Source organism: Campylobacter lari subsp. lari (assembly GCF_013372185.1).
GTDB lineage: Bacteria > Campylobacterota > Campylobacteria > Campylobacterales > Campylobacteraceae > Campylobacter_D > Campylobacter_D lari.
Genome location: NZ_CP053830.1, coordinates 1,344,204 through 1,366,062, shown reverse-complemented (window position 1 = coordinate 1,366,062; position 21,859 = coordinate 1,344,204). Strand labels below are relative to the sequence as shown.

Genomic DNA, 21,859 nt, shown 5'->3' with positions numbered 1-21,859 from the left:
AATGCTTAGTTTATTAATGTTATTTCCATTTTTTGCAGCTTTTGTAGCTTTGTTTTTGCAAAAAGAAGATAGTAAGTCTTTTGCTATTTTAGTTAGCTTTTTGATTTTAGTTTTTAATATTTTTTTATTGTTTAATTATCATGGTGGTATAGCTTATGAGTTTAGTTTAAATTCTTTAATAGTTAATTTTCATATCGGCGTAGATGCTATAGCGCTTTATTTGATGTTGCTTTGTTCTATTATGATTTTTTTATCTTTTATATGTTTGGACATTCAAGATAAAAGTGTTGTTGTAAGTATATTTTTATTGCAATTTTGTATTATAGGGCTTTTTGCTTCATTAGATGCTTTATTGTTTTATGTATTTTGGGAGTTTTCTCTTGTACCGCTTATTTATTTAATAGGCAGATATTCAGATAATTATAAAGCAGGGATTAAATTTTTCATTTATGCATTTTGCGGCTCTATGCTCATGCTTTTAGCGATTATTTATGTAGGATTTTTGTATTATCAAAGTTTTGGGTATTGGAGTTTTGATTTACTTGCTTGGTATAAGAGCGACTTTTTCATACCTGAAAGCGTGCAAAATTTAATCTTTATAGGATTTTTTATCGCTTTTGCGATTAAAAGTCCTTTGTTTCCTTTCCACACTTGGGCACCAAAAGTTTATGCAAAAAGCCCAACTTTAGTATCTGTAATGCTTGTTAGTTTTAAAATGGCTCCTTTTGGATTTTTAAGATTTATCTTGCCTTTAACACCTGATACTTTAAATCATTATTATTCTTTACTTGCTGTTTTATGTATAGTTGGAATTTTATACGCAGCTTTAATTGCTTTTAAAGCTAAGGATTTAAAAGAATTAATCGCTTATAGCTCAATTTCGCATTTAGGTGTGGTGATTTTGGGTATTGTGACTTTTACTTATAATGGGGTAAGTGGTTCTGTATTTTATATGTTTGCTCATGGTATAGTAACAGGTGGTTTATTTTTAGCTGCTTATATGCTTTATAAAAGATATCATACTTTTGATTTAGACTTTTACAAAAATTTAGCCAAAACAGCTCCATTATTTAGCTTTTTCTTTGCGGTGTTGTTATTTTCATCTATTTCACTACCTTTGACCATTTCTTTTGTAGGTGAGTTTTTGATTTTACAAGGCATTGCAAGTGTGAATTTGTGGTATGCGCTATTTGCAGGTGGTGTGATTATTTTAGGGGCTATTTATATGTTAAATATTTATAGAAATATGTTTTTTGCCACTAGTGAAGAAAAAATAGAGAAATTAGTATTAAAAAAAGGTGAAATTTTTGTTTTGAGTATTTTAAGTGCCTTGGTAATTTATTTAGGGATAGCTCCAAGTGCTATGCTTGATGAAATTGCTTTGAATGTAAATAGCATTCTTGAGGTTATGCAAACAAGAAATATTGCAATAGAAAATCAGAAAATCATAGATGATATAAGAGGTTTTTAATGAGTGGTTTTAGTTTAGAAAAATTCAATTTTGTATTATTATTTCCTGTGTTATCATTGCTTTTTTGGGCTATTGTTTTGCTTTTATTGGATGCATTTAAAAAGCTTTCTAGAAATTTTTATATAGGAGCAAGTATTATAGCCTTATTTAGCACTTTGTGCTTTTTATTGATTTATAATGGCTTTGTTTTGGATAATTCTCATGCCTTTTTTGATTTATTTGTAAGTGATAATTATGCAATTTTTGCTCAAATAGTTATTTTAGTTTTTTCAATGCTTTATTTATTGATGGATAAAGATGAGCAAAAGGCAGAGTTTTTTTTCTTGTTTTTATTTATGATTGCTTCTTTGATATTAATGGTTTCAAGTACTAATTTAATTGTAATTTTCCTAGCCTTAGAAGGCTCTTCTTTGGCTCTTTATACATTAATAGCATTAAGAGGAACTCATAATGCTATTAGCTCTAGTATAAAGTATTTTACTTTAGCTGCGGTGGGCGCTGGGTTTTTTGTCTTTGCTTGTGCTTTTGTGTATTTAAAAACAAAGTCTTTGGATTTGGATAATCTATTACATTCTGAATATATTTCAGATCCTATCTTGCTTTGTGCGGGAGTAATGTTTTTGGTTATTGTTGGAGTAAAACTTTCTATTGCGCCTTTTCATTTTTGGTTAAAAGATGTGTATTATGGGGTACATACAAATTTTATTGCATTTATATCTATAGTACCAAAAATAGCTATGATAATAGTAGTTTTAAGAATTTTTTCTGCTTTGGGCGGTGGGGTAAAATTTGAATACATAGTAGCGTTACTAGCGATTTTTTCTATGCTTGCTGTAAGTATAGTAGCTTTAATCCAAAAAGATGTGAAAAAAATGCTAGCATATAGTTCTATTACCCATTCTTCTTTTATATTAGCAGTTATTGTTTCTAGTATGAGTGTGAGTTCTCAAGGAGACGGGACTTCTTATTTGCTTTCAATTTTTGCTTTGTTTGTGTATTGGATATCTTTTGCCTTTGCAAATTATGGAATTTTTTTAATATTGAGTTTATTTCAAAAAAGCTCATTTGAGAGTTTTTCAGGTTTGTTTGATCAAAGACCAGTATTGTCTATAATGCTAGCTATATTCATTTTATGTATAGCAGGTATTCCACCTTTTGGGATTTTTTGGGGTAAAATTTTAATTTTAGCTTCTATTTTAAATTCAGGCTATTATGCGCTTGTATTTGCTGTAGCTTTAAGCTCTATGATTATGCTTTATGCTTATTTGAAAATTTTAATTTACATTTTTTTCAAAAAAGCTCAAATTATAGAAAGTGCAAACTTAGATGTAAAACAAAAGATTATTTTATGCTTGTGTTTGATTGGAAGTGTTTCTTGCGTGTTTTTGCTTTTGTAAAATAATATTGCTATAATCACGCTTATGATAAGGGTTTTATTTTTATTTTTATTAAGTATAACTTATACATTTTCTTTTGAAATTATTGTTAATAAAGGGGAAGAACATAAACGCCCTTTTACGCTTTTGCATTTAAAAGATGATAAGGATTTTACTTGCAAAAGTGTTTTTGAATTTGAAAAAACCTATTTTGAATGTAATGTTTTAGGTGTTAGCAATATGCAGTTTCAAAATAAAGAATTTGATGATTTTACGATTTATTTTGAAAAACACCAAACTTTTTTGACAATCAAAATCTATCCCAAAATTTTAGCTAAGATGTTTAATTATTCTCAAGATATTTTTAATATTAAAGAAATTCAAAGTCAAAGTAGCGATGCTTCTAAGCATTTTGTATTTATTTTTACTAAAGATTTAAGGCATTATAAACCTAGCGACGGGCTTGATTTTGATATTTATTTTGATGATGCATTAATGCCTTATATTGGAGCATTAGATTTAAATTCTAATCCTATGGAAACTTCAAAAAGTGCAGATTTTAATGCTTATTTTAGTATAAAACAAGAATATGAAGCAAAAAAATATGATCAGGTTTTAAGGGATGCAACTAGTGCCATTAAGCGTTATCAGGGTAGTGTGTTTATGAATGAATTTGAGCTTTATAAATTAAGAGCTCAAAATAAACTATACACTTATGAACTTGATAAAGATCAACTAATTTTAGAGCAAATGTTAGATGATGCTAAAAGATGGGTAAGAACTTATATTAACGATAAAGATTATACAGAAGTGATGTATATTATGATGAGAGTTTATATGGGCTTATCGCAAAGATCTAATGTTGAATATATTGTAGATACTTTAAATAATGAGCATAAAGGCGATAAATACACTATAATGGCTTTACTTGATTATGCAGATTATTTATATCATTTAGGTAAAAAAAATACTGCGAATAATATCTATCAAGATGTGTATTATTCTACTCCAAATGCAGATTTAGCCAGTAGAGCTGCTTTGTTTTTATCAAAAAATCATCTAGAGGCAAAAAATATAAAAGAAGCCAAAGAATTAGCAAATAAAATTTTAGAATCAAATCCCGAATTTTTCATGAGCGATTTGGAAAATTCTTTATTATTAGCTAAAACTTTTGCTAATAATAGGGTTTATGATTTAAGTTCTAAAATTTATGAGTATATTTTTACGCATTTAACCAAGGTAGATAAAGAATATGAAAGAGTATTAAAAGATCTTGCTTTGTCTTTATTAAATGCAAATGAGCATATCAAAGCTCAAAAATATTTAGATCTTTATGCAGAAGATTTTCCTTTGGGCGAATATATGAGTTTAATTAAAGAAGCACAAGATAAAAACTTTTTATATTTAAAAGATGCTAATGCAAGCTTTTTGCATCAAAAATATGAAGAAATTATGAAAAAATATGCTGGAGAAATTTCTAGTAAGGCATTGTTTGATAATGTCAAATTATATTTTCAAGAAAAAAATTATGAAAAGGTTATAGGCTATCAAAAAGATATTGAAAAATACTCCAATAAAGAAGTAAAAAATCTTTTAGAACAAGCTGCTATTTTGGTTTTAGAGCAAAGATTAAAAAACGATGAGTGTTTGACTGCTATTAAAATATATGATGATTTTAAAGCCTATAATATAGGAAGTAAAATACAAAATAAAAAGCAAATGCTTGAGTGTTTTAAACGCACAACGCGCATAGAAGAAGCTAAAAAATACATAGTGGAAAATGAAAATGATGATATTATTTTTTATAAGCTTCAAAGTGCTGATTTAGCTCTTAAAGATAAACGCTATAGCTTTGTTATAAAAACAATTAATGATATTTTAAATACAAGAACTATTATTAGTGATAATGAAAAATTTGAAGCAAATTATATTAAATTTTTTGCTGAGCTTAGATTGCAAGATTATAATGCTATGATAAGAACTTTACAAAAACTAGAGCAATTTCCTATGAATTATCGTATGGTGGAATTATATTATGAGTTTTTGCGCTATTGTGAAAAAAATAATTTTCTAACAAGTATTTTAAACTATGCTCCAAAGGCTATTGATTATCAAAACTTAAAGGGAGTAAATCTTTTTAGTCCCGATTTAGAATTTATCTATATCAAAGCTTTAAAACAAAGCAATCAAGCTCAAAAAGCCTTAACTTTGTTTAAAGATTTACTTGCTAATCCTTTAAAAGATGATGAGCGTGCAAGGGCTTTTTATGTGCAAAGTAATATTTATGAAGATTTAAAAGATGTGCAAAATCAAAAACAAAGTTTACAAAATTGTATAGATATTAACGCAACGAGTAATTGGCAAGATTTATGTAAAGATAAATTAAATGTTTTAAATACTCAACCTTGATATTTTTTTAAAATATAAGCTTTTAAATTCTCATAAGCGCTTTGAAAATCTAAATTTTCTTTATTGAATTTTTTATTAAAAGTTCTTTGTCTTTTAGCAAGTTGTCTTGTGTGGATGATGATGAGTTCTTCAAGCTTATTTAAATTTATTTTTTTATCTAAAAAATCTTTGCATTCTTTTAAACCTATGGAATTTAATGCTTTTAAATGATGATCATAATTATCAAACAACATTTTAGCTTCCTCTATTAAACCCTCATTTAGCATATTTTTAGTGCGTTTGATAATGCGTTTTTCTAAAAGATCTTTTTGCCAAGAAATTTCAAAAATATCAAGTTTTTTAATCAAAGCTTCTTGTTTAGTTTCTTTTAAAACTTCACTTGGAATTTTATTAGTTTGCTCATAAATTCCAAGCCATTTTTTCAAACGATAAGTATCGTTTTTTTCTATTTTTGCTTGTGGGTCAATTTTTATCATTAAATGATAAATTTCATCATTACTTAGTGTGCTTTGGCTTTCTTTAAAATTTTCACTCAAACCATCCATTAAGGCTTTTAGATAAAAACTAGTTCCACCTGTGATGATAAGCATTTGATTGTTTTTTTGAGCAAAGGCTTTTGCTTTTTTGTATTCTTCAAAAAACAAAGCAATGTTAAAATGCTCATTGACATTTAACAAATTTATACCAAAATAATCAAGCTCATCTAGGGTTTTTTGCTCTGTTTTTGCTGAGGCGATGTTGATTTGTTTATACACACAAAGACTATCAAGACTTAAAATACTTGCATTAAATTCATAAGCTAGTTTATTAGCAAGTTCTGTTTTGCCACTTGCAGTAGTTCCAATGAGTGCAAATTCAAAAAACATCGTAAAAATATCCTAAATTTAAAATTATTTTAGTAAAATCATAACAAAAATATATTATAAAGAGAAAAAATGCCTATATTAAAAGAAAAATTAAAAGATATTTTAGATTTGATAGTTTTTAAGCATTCTATTTTTGCCCTACCTTTTTTATTTACTTCAATGATTGTAGCTTCTGTTATTTTAAATGATAGCACTTGGTTTGGTTTTAAGGCTTTATTTTTGGGTGTTATTTGTGCAGTGAGTGCAAGAAATTTTGCAATGGCGATCAATCGTTTGATGGATGAGGATATTGACAAAAATAATCCAAGATGTGCGAATAGACCTAATATCGATGGGCGTATAGGTAAAACTAGTATTTTACTTTTTATTATTTTAAATGCTATTGTTTTTGTTTTGGCAAGTTATTTTATTAATAAGCTAGCCTTTGCTCTTTCTTTGCCGGTATTGTTTATTTTAGCTATTTATTCAGCTTTTAAAAGATTTTCATCCTTAGCGCATTTAGTATTGGGGTTTTGCCTAGGACTTGCTCCTATTGCTGGGAGTATTGTGGTTTTGGGAAGTATTGAAATTTATAGTGTGATTTTGTGTTTGGGTGTTACTTTTTGGACGGCTGGGTTTGATTTGCTTTATGCTTTGCAAGATATGGAATATGATAAAAAAACAGGCTTGCACTCTATACCTGCTAAATTTGGGCTTGATGCAACCTTATTTATCTCAGCGTTTTGTCATGTTTTAGCAGTACTTTTTTGGCTTTTATTTGTTTGGGTGGCTCCAACGGGAAATATTGCCTTTTTAGGCGTGATAATTAGTGCGATTATTTTATTTTTTGAGCACCGCATTGTTAGAAAGAATTTTGCAAAAATCGACAAAGCATTTTTTACTCTAAATGGTTATTTAAGTATAGTGTTTTTTATATTTATTTGGGTTGATCTTTTATGGAGATAAATTTTTTTAAAAGTTCATTAGAGCTTGAGTTTGAAGAGAGCAAAGAAAGATATGAAGAGTTTTTGCAAGAATATCTTTCAAGTAATAATTATGTCAATTTAAGTAAATGGAAAAAGCTTGCTTCAAGAGTGGAATTTAGCGAAGGTGAGCAAATTATTTTTGATTTGCTTATGGATATAAAACAAGAATTGTATTTGATAAAAAATGATATCAATAAAACAAAATTATTTACAGATTTAAAATATAAAGCCTTTGTGGTGGGTGTAAATTTTGCACACATTCAGTTTAAAGATAAGTGCTTGACTCAAGATGAGGAATATTATGCAAGATTTGAGTTAAATGGTCACAAAATTAGTATTTTTTTTAAAGCCTTAAATGAAGATGAGGCAAAAATCACACAAATAAAAGCAGAAGATGAGCTTGTGTATGATCATTTTGTAGCAAATATGCAAAGAGCGATGATTAAGATTTTAAAGGAGCAAGAAAATGGGTAGTGATTTATTATTGTGGCTTGTGATAGCTTTATTAATTTTTGCTATGTTTGCTTATATGATGATAAAAGAAAAAGAAAGTATTGCTAAGATTAATGAGCTTGGTAAGATGATAGAAGATTTAAATAAACAATATCATTATTTAAAAAAAGAAAGTTTAGATGAACAAGAGCAAGAAAAAGAAGAAATAGACACTGAAGCCATTAAAGAAGAGCTAAAAGAAGAGCTTTTGCAGATATTAGAACAAAAAATCAATCAAAATATCATTCCTATTTTAAGTGCTTTAAAAGAAGTAGAAGAGGTGATTGAAGAATTTCAAAGTGAGCAAAAAAATCGTTTATTAAATTTAGAACAAAAAACCCAAAGTATTACAAAATTAAGCCCAAGCTATGACAATGAAGAGCAAAAGGTAATAGAGCTTTTTAATCAAAAAAAATCCATAGAGCAAATTGCCAAAGATTTGCGTATAGGTATGGGTAGAGTTGAGCTTATTTTGAAATTTAATAAATTATTATAAAGGCCTTTGATGTTAGTAGATAGTTATGGAAGAGTGATAGATTATTTAAGAATTTCAGTAACACAAAGATGTAATTTTCGTTGCCTTTATTGTATGCCAAAAACTCCATTTGAATGGAGTGCCAAGGAAAATCTTTTATCATTTGAAGAACTTTTCATGTTCGTTAAAGTTTGTATTGATGAGGGGGTTAAAAAAATTCGAATTACAGGTGGAGAGCCTTTAGTAAGAAAAGATTTGTATAAATTTATCGCAATGATTAGTGAATATAAGCAGGATATAGACTTAGCACTTACCACTAATGCTTCTTTATTAAAACAACAAGCAAAGGATTTAAGACAAGCAGGTTTAAAAAGAATTAATATCTCTTTAGACACCTTAAAAGAAGATGTAGCTTTTAAATTAGCCCAAAAAAACATACTTAAAGATGTGTTAAATGGGATTGATGAGGCTTTAAATTTGGGCTTTAATGTTAAATTCAATACCGTAGCTCTTAAAGGGATTAATGATAGTGAATTTATTGATCTTTTAGAATTTGCCAAAGTGCGCAAAAGCCAAATTCGTTTTATAGAATTTATGGAAAATTATCATGCTTATGGAGATTTAAAAGGCTTAAAATCAGCAGAAATTTTAAATATTATTACTCAAAAATATTCTTTTAAACAAGGACAAAAAAGTCCAAATGCACCTGCGACTATTTATGAGCTTGAAGATGGGTATGAGTTTGGCATTATTGATCCACATAGCCATGATTTTTGTGATAGTTGCAACCGTATAAGACTTTCAGCTGAAGGGCTTTTAATACCTTGTTTGTATTATGATGAGGCTTTAAGCATTAAAAAAGCTATACGCAATAAAGACATAGCAGGTGCTTGTGAGGTTTTAAAAACCGTGATAAAAAATAAATCAGAAAAAAATAGATGGGCTGAAAATGAGGCTAATCAAAGTTCTACAAGAGCCTTTTATCAAACAGGTGGATAATGGAAGTTGTTGAAACTTTTTTAAGCTTGCAGGGTGAGGGAAAATATAGTGGAAATTTAGCTGTATTTGTAAGGTTTGCTGGGTGTAATTTTAACTGTATAGGCTTTGGAGTAAAAAAAGAAAAAGATTCTAAAATACTTTTGGGCTGTGATACTATAAGAGCTGTTTTTACCAAAGAATTTAAAACTTGTTATAAAGCCTATACTTCAGCAAAGCTTTTTGATGAGGTTTTAAAGTTAGCAAATTCACGCAAAGTTATAGTTGTCATTACCGGTGGTGAGCCTTTATTAAATTATCAAAATAAAGATTTTTTGTGTTTTATAAATTTGCTTTTAGAAAATGACTTTAAAGTGCATTTTGAAACCAATGCAAGCATTGAAATTGATTTTGAAAAATATCCTTTGTATAAAAAATGTTATTTTGCTTTGGGTGTAAAGCTTAGCAATAGTGGTGTAAAAAAAGAAAAAAGGATTAATGAAAAAGCATTGAAAGCTTTTAAATATTATGCTAAAGATAGTTTTTATAAATTTGTTTTAGATAAGGATTTTTTACAAGAAAGTAAAGCCTTAGGCGAAATTAATGAAATTTTACAAATTTGTGAAAATGAGGTATTTTGCATGCCTATGGGGTCAAGTGAAGAAGAAATTTCTAAAAATGCCTTAAGCGTTGCTGAATTTTGTATAAAAAATGGATATAATTACTCCGATAGATTGCATATTAGAATTTGGGGAGATAAAGAAGGCGTATGATTATTAGAAAAATGTTTGAATTTGAAAATGCTCATATTGTTAGATTTTGTAGCTCCAAGCGATGTAAAACAAGCATACATGGACACTCTTATAAGGTAGAAATTTTACTTGAGAGTAAATACCTTGACAATGCGGGAATGGTATATGATTTTGGTTTGTTAAAAGATGAGATAAAACAAATTATTGATAGTTTTGACCATGCTATTACGCTTTTTAAAGATGATGATAAAGTTTATTTAGAAGATATGAAAAAACACTCACAAAGATGGGTAAGTTTACCTGTGAATGTAAGTGCAGAAAATTTTGTACGCATATTTTTTGTACTGATAGATACTTTGCTTTTAAAGACTAAGATGGTCAATGGCGAGCAAGGTGTTAGCTTAAAAAGTATTATTGTGCATGAAACAAGAACAGGCTATGCACAAGGTTTTAGAGAAGATGCTTATAGTGAGTTTTTGCCAAAGATAAATCTAACAGATATTGAATTTTCACAAGCTATAAGCGATGAATGGAAAGATAAAGATTTTTTTAAAAAACTTCAAGATTCAAATTTTGTTTTTGTCAATCAAAAGGAGGTATGATGAAAAAGGTTTTATTGATTGTGCCATTGTTGTTTTTTATTGCTTGCTCAAGTCAAGAAGATACAAACGTAAAAAAAGAGGTGCAGACTGAGCAAGTTCAAATTGAGCAAAGTGATTCTAATGTTATTATAGATGATGATACGCTTCCTATACCTGTAGATGATGATATCAAAGATGAAAATAACACACAAGGACAGTGATGGATCAAAGTTATGAGTTTTTTTTAGCATTGCATGTATATAGTTTATACGCAAATGGCTTTTTAATGTTGTTTTATTTGTATTTAACTCAAAGTAGTTTTTCGCAAGAGTTTATTTTTACAAAAAGAATTCGCCTATTTTTGCCAATTTATTATTTATTTTTAGCAATTACACTTTTTACAGGAAGTTTGCTTTGGGCTTTAAAGCATTTTGAGCTAAATTTATACATGCTTTCTATGTGGTTTTGTTGGATTTTTATCTTTGCTTTGGCTATTTATCAATTTGTTTTATTTAAAAAAGCAAGATTGTTCAAACGTTATGCTAAATTTAGATTTTTAAGCTTTTTTATTTTGTGTTCGGGTATATTTTTACTTTTTGTGCCTTATTTGCTTCAAAGGTTTTATTTTTAATGCGATTTTTATATCACCCACAAAGTGGTGCTTTAAATTTAGAGCTAGAAAATGAAGCTTTCTTGCATTTAAAAGCTAGAAGAATTAAAGTAGGCGATAAAATCATATTAAAAAATTTAAAAGATTTTTTTGCTTATACTTACGAATGCATAGAGTTTTCTAGACGCTCATGTGCATTAAATTTACTTGATAAAAAAGAAGAAAAACAAGAATTAAAAACGCATTTACATTTAGCTTTAGCAGTGATTGATCCAAAGATTATAGAAAAAACCTTACCTTTTTTAAATGAGCTTGGAGTAGCAAAGCTTTCTTTTGTGTATATGGATTATTCACAAAAGAATTTTAAATTAGATTTTAAAAGAATGGAAAAGATTCTTATAGAATCATCCCAGCAATGCGGTCGTGCCTCTTTAATGGAGCTTGAAAGCTTTGGTGATTTTAAAAAATTTCAGCAAGTTTATAAAAATATTGTTTTAATAGACTTTGAAGGTGAAGATTTGATGAGATTTGAACCTAGTGAGCATGTGTTTTTAATAGGCGCTGAAGGTGGATTTTCGCAAAAAGAAAGAGGGGAGAATGTAAAAAAAGCAAAATTACAGGCTGATTTTATACTTAAAGCGCAAACAACTTTAATAGGGGTTGCTTCAAAATTCATAATTTAAAAACACGCTTAAATTTAGCTATTTTTTATATAAAAATTTATATAATTACGCCTTAATGTTTTGAAAAAGGATAAACAATGAAAAAAGAAATTCACCCAGAATATGTAGAATGCAAAGTTAGTTGTGCTTGTGGAAATTCTTTTACTACTAAGTCAAATAAACCAGAAATTAAAGTTGATATTTGCTCAAGCTGCCATCCATTTTTTACGGGTAGTGAAAAAATCGTAGATGCTGCGGGTCGTGTAGAGAAATTTAAGAAAAAATACGCAATGCAATAATGTTATATTTTATTCCTACGCCCATAGGAAATTTAAACGATATTTCTTTTCATTCTTTAGAAATTTTACAAAAATGCAAACTCTTTTTATGCGAAGATACGAGAGTTTGCAAATCCTTAGTTCATCTCCTTAATGAAAAATTTAATTTAGAAATAAAACCTGATAAATATCTAGCCTTACATACCCATAATGAAAAAGATTTTTTAGCAAAAATAGATGATGATTTTTTTAAACAAGATGTTGCATATTTGAGTGATGCGGGTATGCCAGGTATTAGCGATCCGGGGCAATTTTTAATTGAATATGCTATTAAAAATAATATTAATTATGAAGTCTTGGCAGGATCAAATGCTGCTTTGCTTGCATTAGTTTCAAGTGCATTTTGTAAAAAAGAATTTATTTTTATGGGTTTTTTAGCTAATAAAAATCCTCAAAGACAAAAAGATATTGAAAATTTAATGCTTAATCCTTATCCTAGTATAGTCTATGAAGCACCTACTAGAATACTTAATTTAGTAGAAGAAATTAGTAAAATTGATCCTTTAAGAGAAATTTTTATCATAAAAGAAGCAACAAAGAAATTTGAAGCCAAATTTAGAGCAAATGCCTTAGAAACTTTAGAAAAATTAAAAACAATGGACTTGCGTGGTGAATGGTGTGTGGTGGTAAATGCTAAAGAAAAACAATTTCATCAAAATACCTTGTGTGAGCAAGATATTCATGAACTTGATTTGCCTTTAAAAACAAAGGCAAAGCTTCTTTCAAAAATCAATGCAAAATCTCCAAAAGAAAACTATCAAAAACTGCTTTTAAGTTGAATTTGGTTATTATTTAAAAATGATAGTTTATGGTAAGCAAGTGTTTTTTTATATCTTAGAAAAGCACAAAGAAAAAATTAAAGAAATTTATTTAGCAAAAGAATGCGAAAAAGCTGATTTTTCAAAAATCGCAAAGGCATCAAAAAAAATTAAAAAACTTGATTTTAAGACCGCACAAAGCTTGGCAAGAGGTGGAAATCATCAAGGTTTTTTAATGGAAATTGATGAGTTTGAATTTAGCTCTTTTGAGAGTTTAAAAGAAAAAGATTTTATAGTTATTTTATATAATATTAGCGATGTTGGAAATATAGGTGCTATCGTGCGTAGTGCTTATGTTTTGGGTGTTGATGGGATTATTTTGGTAGCTAAAAGTGTGGCTATGGATGGAGTTATTCGTGCAAGTAGTGGCGCGGCTTTAGATATGAAAATAGTTTTAAATGATGATATTTTAAGCATGATAAATGAGTTAAAACAAAAAGGTTTTTATATCTATGCTAGTGCAAGCGGAGGTAGTGATATACATACTATCAAAGTTAAAGATAAAAAAGTTTTGATCATGGGAAGTGAAGGCTTTGGTATAGCGCCAAAGGTGCTTAAAAAATGCGATGAATGTGTAGGTATAAAAATGCACAATGATTTTGATAGTTTAAATGTTAGTGCAGCATTTGCAATACTTTGCGATAGGATGAAAAATGGATAGTTGGAAAAAATTAGAAGATTTAAATTTATTAGAAGTTCAAAAAAGAACGCAAATAGAAATAGCTTGTCTTGAATATATCATTAAAAAAGATTTTAAGTCTTTATCTCGTTTTAACATAAATGGTTTTATCAAAATTTTACAAAGAGAATATGATCTTGATTTTTCTAGCTTTTTAGAAGAATATCATGCCTATTTAGAAGAAAATGGTATTGAGAAAAAAAATCATGTGCATATTGCTCCTAGAATGAACTCATATACCAAAGAAAGCTCAAGTGTATGGTATATTGTGATTATAGTAGTAGTGCTTTTGATAGTAGCTTTAGCTTGGGGTGTTTCAAGATTTTTCCAAAGTTCCACACTAGATGAAAATACTACTAATGTGCTAAATCAAGAGCAAATTATCTTGGAAGAAAAAGTTGATGAGAATGAAACTCCAGTTCTTAATTTTTTTGCTGATGAAACCACAGAAAACAATGAAACAAACACAAGTGCTATTTTAGAACCAATAGATGAGAGCAATAATACCATAGAAGAAACATTAGAGGATAATACTAGTTTAAATATACCTGAAGAAAATATGATTTTGCTTAAAGAAAGTATTATAAAACCAAGTGCAGAACTTTGGCTTGGTATGGTGGATTTAAAAACTTTTAGAAAAAGTTCTTTGACTATTAAAAATGATTATGTTTTATCTTTAGATAAAGATATGTTAATTACCACAGGTCATGCTGCTTTTAGTTTGAATGATGAGAATAATAATACTTTAGAGTTTAAAAATGGTGTGTCTAAGTTTTTAATGATTAAAGATGGCAAAATCAAAGAAATTACAAAAGCTGAGTTTATAAAAGAAAATAGAGGAAAATTATGGTAAGAATTTTAATATTTTCCATTTTTTTCACTCTTAATGCTTTTGCGCTAAGTGCTTTAGAAGTTGCTAAGCATATTGTTAATGATAATTCTAAAGATGCACAATTGGAACTTTTGTTTGCGAGAAATGATTATAAAGACGAGCGTGGAAATGTAGATATTTATACTATTTCTCAAATTTTAAAAACTAATTCTTTGGCAAATTTTATATTAAATGAACCAAAAACTTTAACTTTTAGTTTTAAAGCTCAAGCTGATTCTGTTTTGTTTTTTAAAACAATTAATGATACTTTAAATGAACTAGGTTATATTTATTTTATACCAACTGAATTAACTTTAAGAGAAAACTATATCACATATAAGTTAGCTGTAGATTCTCAGTACATGCTTGATCCAGGAGTTTTTTATAAGGCTTTGCTGGGTAGTTCTGTTTTTATTAAAGATATTTACAAAATTTCAGAGTTAAATTATGAATATGAGCTAGATTTTTCAAAAGCAAAACCTAAAGTCAATACTCAAATTCCATTAAATACTATCACTCAATTAAACAAACCTTTAAGAGAATATATTATTGATTTGCAAGGTGCAAAAAGTATAGAACTTAGTGCGCATCATCTTGATTCTTGGTTTTGTAAAATTCAATTTTTAGATAAAAACTTGAATTTTATACAAGGTGTAGAAAATACACATAAGCAAAATGAAGTAAATGTAAATATACCATTGGGCGCAAAATATGCTATCATAGGGGATATGTTTAGCCTTGATAATATAAAAAGGGGTTTAAAAATTTACTTAAGACGCTAAAAAGGACGGACAATGTTTGAAGAAATTCATTTTAATACCATAGAAAGACTTCCAAATTATGTTTTTGCTGAAGTTAATGCGATTAAAATGGCAGCAAGAAGAGCAGGAGAAGATATTATTGATTTTTCTATGGGAAATCCTGATGGCAAAACTCCTCAACATATTATAGACAAGCTTTGTGAAAGTGCAAATAAAGATAAAACTTCAGGGTATTCTGCTTCGAGTGGAATTTATAAACTAAGACTTGCAATTTGTAGTTGGTACAAAAGAAAATATGATGTTGATTTAGATCCTGAAAGTGAAGTAGTTGCAACAATGGGTTCTAAAGAAGGTTTTGTAAATTTAGCAAGAGCTGTTATTAACCCAGGGGATGTAGCTATTGTACCTACACCTGCTTATCCTATACATACTCAAGCTTTTATCATAGCAGGTGGTAATGTAGCAACTATGAATTTTGATTTTAATGAAAATTATGAATTAAATGAAAATACTTTTTTTGAAAATTTACAAAAAACATTACATGAGAGCATTCCGCGTCCAAAATATGTAGTAGTAAATTTTCCACATAATCCTACAACAGTTACAGTGGAAAAAAGTTTTTATGAGAGATTGGTTGCTATGGCAAAAAAAGAAAGATTTTATATTATTTCTGATATTGCCTATGCGGATTTAACTTTTGGTTCTTATAAAACTCCTTCGATTTTTGAAGTTGAAGGTGCTAAAGATGTTGCAGTAGAAACTTATACACTTTCAAAATCTTACAACATGGCAGGTTGGCGCGTAGGTTTTGTGGTGGGTAATAAACGCTTAATTGCGGCTTTGAAAAAGATTAAATCTTGGTTTGATTATGGTATGTACACGCCTATACAAGTTGCTGCTACTGTAGCTTTAGATGGAGATCAAACCTGTGTTGAAGAGATTAAGGCAACTTATGCAAAAAGATTGGAAGTTTTATTAGAATCATTTTATCAAGCAGGATGGGAGCTAAAAAAACCTAATGCAAGTATGTTTGTTTGGGCAAAACTCCCTCAAAGTAAGGCTCATCTTGGTAGTATGGAATTTTCTAAGCAGCTTTTACAAAAAGCAAATGTAGCAGTAAGTCCTGGAGTTGGCTTTGGTGAAGCGGGTAATGAGTATGTTAGAATAGCTTTAATAGAAAATGAAAATCGCATTCGTCAAGCAGCAAGAAATATCAAAAAATATTTAAGAGAATAAAATGAAAATAGCAATTTTAGGTTATGGCACGGTAGGAAGTGCTGTTGTAGAAACTTTGTTAAAAAATCAAGACTTAATCAAAGCAAGATGTGATGAAGAAATTATTCCAGTAATTGCTTTAGCAAGAAATCCAAAACCAAATGCATTGATTCCTGTGGTTAATGATATTGATGAGGTTTTAGAGCGTGAAGATATTGATGTATTTGTAGAGTTAATGGGTGGTATTGATTTACCTTTTGAGATAATTTCAAAAATTTTAAAAAGAAAAAAATCAGTAGTAACTGCTAATAAAGCTTTACTTGCTTATCATCGTTATGAGCTTGAAAAATTAGCACAAGATACAGCTTTTGGTTATGAGGCAAGTGTAGCGGGTGGAATTCCTATAATTAAAATTTTAAAAGAGGGTTTGAGTGCTAATAATATCGTTTCCATTAAAGGCATTTTAAATGGCACAAGTAATTATATTTTAAGCAAGATGGCAGAAGATAATGCCAAATTTCAAGAAGTGTTAAAAAAAGCACAAGATTTAGGATATGCTGAAGCTGATCCTACTTTTGATATAGAAGGGTTTGATGCTGCGCATAAGCTTTTAATTTTAGCAAATATTGCTTATGGATTAAGAGTAAAACCTGAAGATATCTTGATTGAGGGTATTAGTAAGATAAGTGATGAGGATATTTATTTTGCAAAGGAATTTGAGTACGCTATAAAACATTTAGGTATTGCTAAAATAAAAGATGAAAAAATAGAACTAAGAGTTCATCCTGTCATGTTAAATAAAGATAAAATGTTAGCAAAAGTTGATGGGGTGATGAATGCTGTTAGTATAGATGGGGATATTTTGGGCGAAAGTTTATATTATGGTCCAGGAGCAGGTGGCAAGGCAACTGCAAGTGCTGTTGTAGCAGATTTAATCGATATAGCAAGAAAAGAAAAAAATAGTGCTATTTTTGGATATTTAAACGATACTTCTTACAAGCTTTTAAATAAGGATGAAATTTATACAAGATATTATCTAAGATTAAAAGTATTGGATAAAATAGGGGTTTTATCAAAAATTACACAATTAATGAGCGAACATCAAATTTCAATCGATACTTTTTTACAAAAGCCAAAAAAAGAAAAGCAAGATTGTAGTACTTTATTTTTTATCACTCATCAAACTTATGAAAAAAATATACAAATTTTAACTCAAAAACTTAAAGAGCAAGAATTTGTTAAAGATGATGTTTTTATGATGAGAATAGAAGATTAAATGGCTTTATCGCAGTATCTTTTTGGCATAAAAGGTGAAGATATAGCATGTGAATATCTAAAAAATAAAGATTTTGAAATTTTAGAAAGAAATTTTCATTCTAAATTTGGTGAAATTGATATTATTGCTAAAAAAGATAAAATTTTACATTTTATTGAAGTTAAAAGCACACAAGGAAATTATGAAGTAGCCTATAGGCTAGATGGTAAAAAATATAACAAAATTATTAAAACCATAGAGTATTACTTTATGAAACACAAAAGTAATGAAAATTTTCAATTAGATTTACTTTGTGTGTATAAAGATGATATAAAACTTTTAGAAAACATTAGTTATTAAGAGAATGTTTATTTTAATCTAATAAAATCTTAAAAAATTAAAGGAGAAAAAATGGGAAAATATATTGATTTAACTGCAGAAAATTTTGCACAAGCAAAAGAAGGTGTAGCTTTAGTAGATTTTTGGGCTCCATGGTGTGGACCTTGTAGAATGCTTGCGCCGGTAATTGATGAGCTTGCAAATGATTTTGATGGTAAGGCTAAAATTTGCAAAGTAAATACAGAAGAGCAAGGTGATTTAGCTGCGCAATTTGGCGTAAGATCTATTCCAACTATCTTTTTCTTTAAAGATGGTGAAGTAGTTGATCAATTAGTTGGTGCTCAATCAAAACAAGTTTTAGCAGATAAACTAAACTCACTTTTATAATCTCAAGCCACTTTTAGTGGCTTTTCTTCATATTTTTTACTATTTAATAATTTTTATTATTTATAATTAAAGAAAAATTTGTATAATATCTCTAAAATAAATCACAAGGAAAATAATGATGTTAGATTTAGCTATTATAGGCGGTGGCCCTGCTGGTTTAAGTGCAGGATTATATGCTACTAGAGGTGGATTAAAAAATGTTGTAATGTTTGAAAAAGGTACACCAGGTGGACAAATAACTTCAAGTTCAGAAATTGAAAATTATCCTGGAGTTGCACAAGTTTTAGATGGAATTTCTTTTATGGCTCCATGGAATGAACAATGTATGCGTTTTGGTTTAAAACATGAAATGATAGGTGTAGAACAAATTAGCAAAAATACTGATGGTAGTTTTAATATCAAATTAGAAAATGGTAAAGTCGAACAAGCAAAGGCTGTTATTGTTTGTACAGGTTCTACTCCGCGTCGTGCTGGTTTTAAAGGCGAGGATGAATTTTTTGGTAAAGGTGTAAGTACTTGTGCAACTTGCGATGGATTTTTTTATAAAAATAAAGAAGTAGCTGTTTTAGGTGGGGGAGATACAGCCTTAGAAGAGGCATTGTATCTAGCTAATATTTGCTCAAAAGTATATTTAATTCACAGAAGAGATGAGTTTAGAGCAGCACCTTCAACGGTAGAAAAAGTAAGAAATAACGATAAAATAGAATTAATCACAAATGCGGTGGTTGATGAGGTTTGTGGTGATAATATGGGTGTTAATAAGGTAAAAATAGCATTTAATGATGGCTCTAAAAGAGAGCTTGATGTGCCTGGAATCTTTACCTTTGTTGGATTAAATGTAAGAAATGAAATCTTAAAACAAGAAAATGGTGAGTTTTTATGTGCTATGGAAGAAGGTGGTCAAGTGAGTGTTGATCTTAAAATGCAAACTAATATAGCAGGATTATTTGCAGCAGGTGATTTAAGAAAAGATGCTCCAAAACAAGTAATATGTGCAGCAGGCGATGGAGCAGTCGCAGCGCTTAGTGCTTTAGCATATATTGAAAATTTGCATTAATCTTCACATAAATTTCACAAAAATTAATTAAGATTCTCCTATAAAAAATCAAGGAGAATCTAAAATGAAAAAAATACTAATTCTAAGTACAACTTTAGCGCTAATGGCTAGTGCAAATATTACACAACAAAATACTAATTCATATCAACAAAATATGCTTCATATGCCTCAACATAATCCTTATGCGCAAAATTATTATGGTCTATCTAAACCTATCATGGATAAAATTCAAAGTTCTTTTCCAGGTGCGTTTATCGTTGATGTAGATTGGGAAGATTTTGGATATGAAATCAAACTTAGTAATAATATGGAAATGTTTTTTGATAGGAATGGAAATTTTCTAGGTCAAAAATGGGATGATTAATCAAAAGTGTTATTTGCTTTTAAATAAATAAACGCTACAATTTTCCAAATTCTAAAAAGGTAGATTTTAAATGATAAATATCGGAATTCATGGAAGTAGTGGGCGTATGGGTACACAAATAAGGCTTTGTTTAGAAGGCGATGAGTTTGCAAAGTCAAGTGCCTTGTTTGATCAAGGCTCCAGTTATGAGGATTTTTTCGCAAAATGTGATGTGATAATTGACTTTTCTACCCCAAAAGGTTGTGAGGATTTGCTTTTATATGCAAGAAGTAATCCCAAGCCTTTGGTAATAGGTACTACAGGTTTGGATACTAAGCAAAATGAGTTAATGCAAAGTGCAAGTATTACTATGCCTATTCTTTATGCTACCAACATGTCTTTAGGTGTTGCAATTTTAAAAAAACTTTCTTATTTGGCAAGCGAAGCCTTAAGGGATTTTGATATAGAAATACTAGAAATGCATCATAATAAGAAAAAAGACGCTCCTAGTGGTACTGCTATGACTTTAGCACAAAGTGTTGCAAAGGCTAGAAATTTAGACTTAGAAAAGGTCAGAGTGAGCGGGAGAGATGGAATCATCGGACAAAGAAGTAAAGATGAGATAGCAGTAATGAGTTTAAGAGGTGGCGATATAGTTGGCTCGCATAGGGTTGGTTTTTATAATGAAGGCGAATTTATAGAATTAAATCATACCGCAACATCACGAGCTACTTTCGCAAAAGGTGCAATAAAATGTGCAAAATGGTTAGTTTCTCAAGAAAATGGCTTGTATGATATAGATGATTGTTTAGGAATTTAAATGTGTGCAGTAGTTGGAGTAATTAATTCAAAAAATGCAAGTACGGTGGCTTACTATGCTTTATTTGCGATGCAACATCGTGGGCAAGAGGCAAGCGGGATTAGTGTAAGTGATGGTTTAAATATTCAAACACATAAAGCTAAAGGCGAGGTTGGGCAAATTTTTAATACGCAAATTTTAGCAGAGCTCAAAGGTAGCATTGCTATTGGGCATAATCGTTATTCTACGGCTGGAAATTCTTCTTTGCATGATGCTCAACCTGTTGCAGCTACTTGTTCTTTGGGTGATATTTCTTTAGTACATAATGGAAATTTGATTAATAAAGAAGAAGTTAGAAAAGAACTGATTAACAACGGGGCTATTTTTCATTCTAATATGGATACAGAAAATGTGGTGCATTTAATAGCAAAAAGCAAAAAAGAAACTTTGAAAGATAGATTTATAGAAAGCTTGACTCAAAGCAAGGGAGCGTATTGCTTTATGCTTGCTAGCAAAAATCAACTTTTTGTCGTGAGAGATCCTTATGGGGTTAGACCTTTATCTTTAGGAAAATTAAAAGATGGTGGATATATTGTAGCGAGTGAAACTTGTGCTTTTGATTTGATAGAAGCTGAATTTATCCGCGATGTAAAACCAGGCGAGATGTTAATTTTTACTCAAGGTAGTGATGAGTTTGAAAGCATTCAAGTATTTGATAAGACAGATCCAAGAATTTGTGCATTTGAGTATATTTATTTTGCTAGACCTGATAGTATTATAGAGGGTAAAAGCGTATATGAAGTGCGTAAAAAAATGGGTGAAGCCTTGGCTAAAAAATTTAAAGAAAAAGTGGATTTTGTAGTGCCAGTTCCAGATAGTGGCGTAAGTGCTGCTATAGGTTTTGCGCAATATTTAAAAATCCCACTTGAAATGGCAATAGTTAGAAATCACTATGTAGGCAGAACCTTTATAGAACCAACTCAAGAAATGAGAAATTTGAAAGTAAAATTAAAACTCAATCCTATGAAAAAAGTCTTAGAGGGTAAAGATATAGTGGTGATTGATGATAGTGTGGTAAGAGGAACAACTTCTAAAAAAATTATTGCACTTTTAAAACAAGCAGGCGCAAGAAAAATCCATTTGGCTATAGCATGTCCAGAAATTAAATTTCCTGATATTTATGGTATTGACACTCCAACATTTGAAGAGTTAATCTCTGCTAATAAAAATGTTGAAGAAGTTAGAGAGTATACAGGTGCAGATAGTTTAACTTTCTTAGATATCAATGAGTTGGTTTCAAGTATAGGTAATGAAAGAAAGTATTCATTGATCAGTTTTGATGGGGATTATTTTATTCAATAAT

Annotated in this window: 26 protein-coding genes; 25 read left to right on the top strand and 1 reads right to left on the bottom strand. The window is 29.3% G+C overall.

Going from position 1 to position 21,859, the window contains the following annotated elements:
• The first annotated feature begins 1 nt into the window (after position 1).
• The 3 genes from CLLT_RS07170 to CLLT_RS07160 are packed head-to-tail and all read left to right on the top strand — an operon-like array spanning position 2 to position 5,256.
• Positions 2–1,471 (top strand): complex I subunit 4 family protein, encoded by a 1,470-nt coding sequence (locus tag CLLT_RS07170; RefSeq protein WP_074692336.1) that lies wholly within the window; start codon positions 2–4, stop codon positions 1,469–1,471.
• Positions 1,471–2,868, top strand: a complete 1,398-nt coding sequence (locus tag CLLT_RS07165; RefSeq protein WP_074692338.1) for an NADH-quinone oxidoreductase subunit N — start codon at positions 1,471–1,473, stop codon at positions 2,866–2,868. Before CLLT_RS07170 ends, CLLT_RS07165 begins: the two co-directional genes overlap by 1 nt.
• 24 nt (positions 2,869–2,892) lie before the next feature.
• The gene (locus CLLT_RS07160; protein WP_081352004.1) at positions 2,893–5,256 is read left to right on the top strand and encodes a tetratricopeptide repeat protein; all 2,364 of its coding nucleotides are present in this window, start codon (positions 2,893–2,895) and stop codon (positions 5,254–5,256) included.
• Here CLLT_RS07160 and miaA read toward each other — a convergent pair.
• The gene (gene miaA, locus CLLT_RS07155; RefSeq protein ID WP_074692341.1) at positions 5,247–6,122 is read right to left on the bottom strand and encodes a tRNA (adenosine(37)-N6)-dimethylallyltransferase MiaA; all 876 of its coding nucleotides are present in this window, start codon (positions 6,120–6,122) and stop codon (positions 5,247–5,249) included. The two genes, CLLT_RS07160 and miaA, sit on opposite strands and share 10 nt — an antisense overlap.
• A gap of 69 nt (positions 6,123–6,191) precedes the next feature.
• Here miaA and mqnP point away from each other — a divergent pair, with 69 nt between their 5' ends.
• The 22 genes from mqnP (at position 6,192) to purF (ending at position 21,858) form a co-directional block, all read left to right on the top strand.
• Positions 6,192–7,067, top strand: a complete 876-nt coding sequence (gene mqnP, locus CLLT_RS07150) for a menaquinone biosynthesis prenyltransferase MqnP (RefSeq protein WP_012662127.1) — start codon at positions 6,192–6,194, stop codon at positions 7,065–7,067.
• Positions 7,058–7,561: a hypothetical protein gene (locus CLLT_RS07145; RefSeq protein WP_012662126.1), complete on the top strand. Its 504-nt coding sequence runs from the start codon at positions 7,058–7,060 to the stop codon at positions 7,559–7,561. Before mqnP ends, CLLT_RS07145 begins: the two co-directional genes overlap by 10 nt.
• Entirely contained in the window at positions 7,554–8,075 is a 522-nt protein-coding gene (locus CLLT_RS07140; protein ID WP_074692344.1) for a DUF6115 domain-containing protein, read from the top strand. The genes CLLT_RS07145 and CLLT_RS07140 overlap by 8 nt, the downstream gene beginning before the upstream one ends.
• A gap of 9 nt (positions 8,076–8,084) precedes the next feature.
• On the top strand, positions 8,085–9,053 hold the full coding sequence (moaA, locus tag CLLT_RS07135) for a GTP 3',8-cyclase MoaA (protein WP_074692346.1): 969 nt from the start codon (positions 8,085–8,087) through the stop codon (positions 9,051–9,053).
• On the top strand, positions 9,053–9,802 hold the full coding sequence (locus CLLT_RS07130) for a 7-carboxy-7-deazaguanine synthase QueE (protein WP_074692349.1): 750 nt from the start codon (positions 9,053–9,055) through the stop codon (positions 9,800–9,802). The genes moaA and CLLT_RS07130 overlap by 1 nt, the downstream gene beginning before the upstream one ends.
• Complete coding sequence (locus CLLT_RS07125; protein WP_074692352.1) at positions 9,799–10,383, top strand: 6-pyruvoyl trahydropterin synthase family protein; 585 nt, start codon at positions 9,799–9,801, stop codon at positions 10,381–10,383. Before CLLT_RS07130 ends, CLLT_RS07125 begins: the two co-directional genes overlap by 4 nt.
• Positions 10,383–10,583 carry a hypothetical protein gene (locus CLLT_RS07120; protein ID WP_074692355.1) on the top strand — a complete coding sequence of 67 codons (201 nt, stop codon included), beginning with the start codon at positions 10,383–10,385 and terminating at the stop codon, positions 10,581–10,583. Before CLLT_RS07125 ends, CLLT_RS07120 begins: the two co-directional genes overlap by 1 nt.
• Positions 10,583–10,993 (top strand): hypothetical protein, encoded by a 411-nt coding sequence (locus CLLT_RS07115; protein ID WP_074692357.1) that lies wholly within the window; start codon positions 10,583–10,585, stop codon positions 10,991–10,993. Before CLLT_RS07120 ends, CLLT_RS07115 begins: the two co-directional genes overlap by 1 nt.
• The gene (locus CLLT_RS07110; RefSeq protein WP_074692360.1) at positions 10,993–11,655 is read left to right on the top strand and encodes a 16S rRNA (uracil(1498)-N(3))-methyltransferase; all 663 of its coding nucleotides are present in this window, start codon (positions 10,993–10,995) and stop codon (positions 11,653–11,655) included. Before CLLT_RS07115 ends, CLLT_RS07110 begins: the two co-directional genes overlap by 1 nt.
• Before the next feature lie 77 nt (positions 11,656–11,732).
• On the top strand, positions 11,733–11,933 hold the full coding sequence (rpmE, locus tag CLLT_RS07105) for a 50S ribosomal protein L31 (protein WP_012662118.1): 201 nt from the start codon (positions 11,733–11,735) through the stop codon (positions 11,931–11,933).
• Complete coding sequence (rsmI, locus tag CLLT_RS07100) at positions 11,933–12,751, top strand: 16S rRNA (cytidine(1402)-2'-O)-methyltransferase (protein WP_074692363.1); 819 nt, start codon at positions 11,933–11,935, stop codon at positions 12,749–12,751. The genes rpmE and rsmI overlap by 1 nt, the downstream gene beginning before the upstream one ends.
• 19 nt (positions 12,752–12,770) lie before the next feature.
• Positions 12,771–13,451, top strand: coding sequence for a 23S rRNA (guanosine(2251)-2'-O)-methyltransferase RlmB (gene rlmB / locus CLLT_RS07095; protein WP_074692365.1), 681 nt, complete (start codon positions 12,771–12,773; stop codon positions 13,449–13,451).
• Positions 13,444–14,322: a hypothetical protein gene (locus tag CLLT_RS07090; RefSeq protein WP_012662115.1), complete on the top strand. Its 879-nt coding sequence runs from the start codon at positions 13,444–13,446 to the stop codon at positions 14,320–14,322. The genes rlmB and CLLT_RS07090 overlap by 8 nt, the downstream gene beginning before the upstream one ends.
• Positions 14,316–15,122, top strand: coding sequence for a hypothetical protein (locus CLLT_RS07085; protein WP_074692368.1), 807 nt, complete (start codon positions 14,316–14,318; stop codon positions 15,120–15,122). The genes CLLT_RS07090 and CLLT_RS07085 overlap by 7 nt, the downstream gene beginning before the upstream one ends.
• Before the next feature lie 12 nt (positions 15,123–15,134).
• A complete protein-coding gene (locus CLLT_RS07080; protein ID WP_012662113.1) occupies positions 15,135–16,337 on the top strand; it encodes an LL-diaminopimelate aminotransferase in 1,203 nt (400 codons plus the stop codon).
• A 1-nt stretch (position 16,338) separates the two neighbouring features.
• On the top strand, positions 16,339–17,592 hold the full coding sequence (locus CLLT_RS07075) for a homoserine dehydrogenase (RefSeq protein ID WP_012662112.1): 1,254 nt from the start codon (positions 16,339–16,341) through the stop codon (positions 17,590–17,592).
• Positions 17,593–17,931, top strand: coding sequence for a YraN family protein (locus tag CLLT_RS07070; RefSeq protein WP_012662111.1), 339 nt, complete (start codon positions 17,593–17,595; stop codon positions 17,929–17,931).
• A gap of 51 nt (positions 17,932–17,982) precedes the next feature.
• Positions 17,983–18,297, top strand: a complete 315-nt coding sequence (gene trxA, locus CLLT_RS07065) for a thioredoxin (RefSeq protein ID WP_012662110.1) — start codon at positions 17,983–17,985, stop codon at positions 18,295–18,297.
• 118 nt (positions 18,298–18,415) lie between these two features.
• Positions 18,416–19,354, top strand: a complete 939-nt coding sequence (gene trxB, locus CLLT_RS07060; RefSeq protein ID WP_041570404.1) for a thioredoxin-disulfide reductase — start codon at positions 18,416–18,418, stop codon at positions 19,352–19,354.
• A gap of 64 nt (positions 19,355–19,418) precedes the next feature.
• Entirely contained in the window at positions 19,419–19,718 is a 300-nt protein-coding gene (locus tag CLLT_RS07055; protein ID WP_074692371.1) for a PepSY-like domain-containing protein, read from the top strand.
• Between the two features lie 70 nt (positions 19,719–19,788).
• Complete coding sequence (dapB, locus tag CLLT_RS07050; RefSeq protein WP_074692374.1) at positions 19,789–20,517, top strand: 4-hydroxy-tetrahydrodipicolinate reductase; 729 nt, start codon at positions 19,789–19,791, stop codon at positions 20,515–20,517.
• Positions 20,518–21,858 (top strand): amidophosphoribosyltransferase, encoded by a 1,341-nt coding sequence (gene purF / locus CLLT_RS07045; protein ID WP_074692375.1) that lies wholly within the window; start codon positions 20,518–20,520, stop codon positions 21,856–21,858. It abuts the gene before it with no gap.
• The last annotated feature ends 1 nt before the right edge of the window (position 21,859 follow it).